This is a genomic window from Pelomicrobium sp. G1, assembly GCF_051905455.1.
Lineage (GTDB): Bacteria > Pseudomonadota > Gammaproteobacteria > Burkholderiales > UBA6910 > Pelomicrobium.
On the sequence record NZ_JBQACR010000113.1, the window covers coordinates 1 to 432 of the forward strand.

1 protein-coding gene is annotated in these 432 nt (G+C 67.4%); it reads right to left on the reverse strand.

Translation table 11 applies throughout. The features are described 5' to 3' along the window. Positions 1–39: 39 nt before the first annotated feature. Positions 40–213 carry a hypothetical protein gene (locus tag ACTFO6_RS17730; RefSeq protein ID WP_439935741.1) on the reverse strand — a complete coding sequence of 58 codons (174 nt, stop codon included), beginning with the start codon at positions 211–213 and terminating at the stop codon, positions 40–42. Positions 214–432: the final 219 nt, after the last annotated feature.

Here is a 432-nt window from a genome sequence, read left to right on the forward strand (position 1 = left end):
TGTCAGCACCCATGTTTGATCTGCCGACGTTTTGCGCCTTCAGCCCGCCTGCCCACCCATCACCTCCGCCAGCATCCGCACGATCTCGCCCTCGATCACCCGGATGTCGGCCTCGATCTCCTCGAGCGGCCGGGGCGGGGTGTAGCGGTAGAAGCAGCGTGTCCGCAGATCGCGGAGAAGCTTGCGGATGGCGTCCTGCAGCCTGCAGCACACGGCATTCGGCATGCTCCCGGGCGCTCAGCGGCGCCCTTCCTCGAATTCCTGGCGCGTGCTTGGCTGACTAACGCCCAAGCATCCGCTGCGGCGCGCGACGCCGTCCGCTGCATGCGGCCTTCAGGCCTCGCTCCGAGACCTCGTCGGGTCAGCGCGAACACCGCATCTGTCAGTGCGCGGCGGGAACCAACACTCAATTCCCCGCGCTCGGCACTCCAG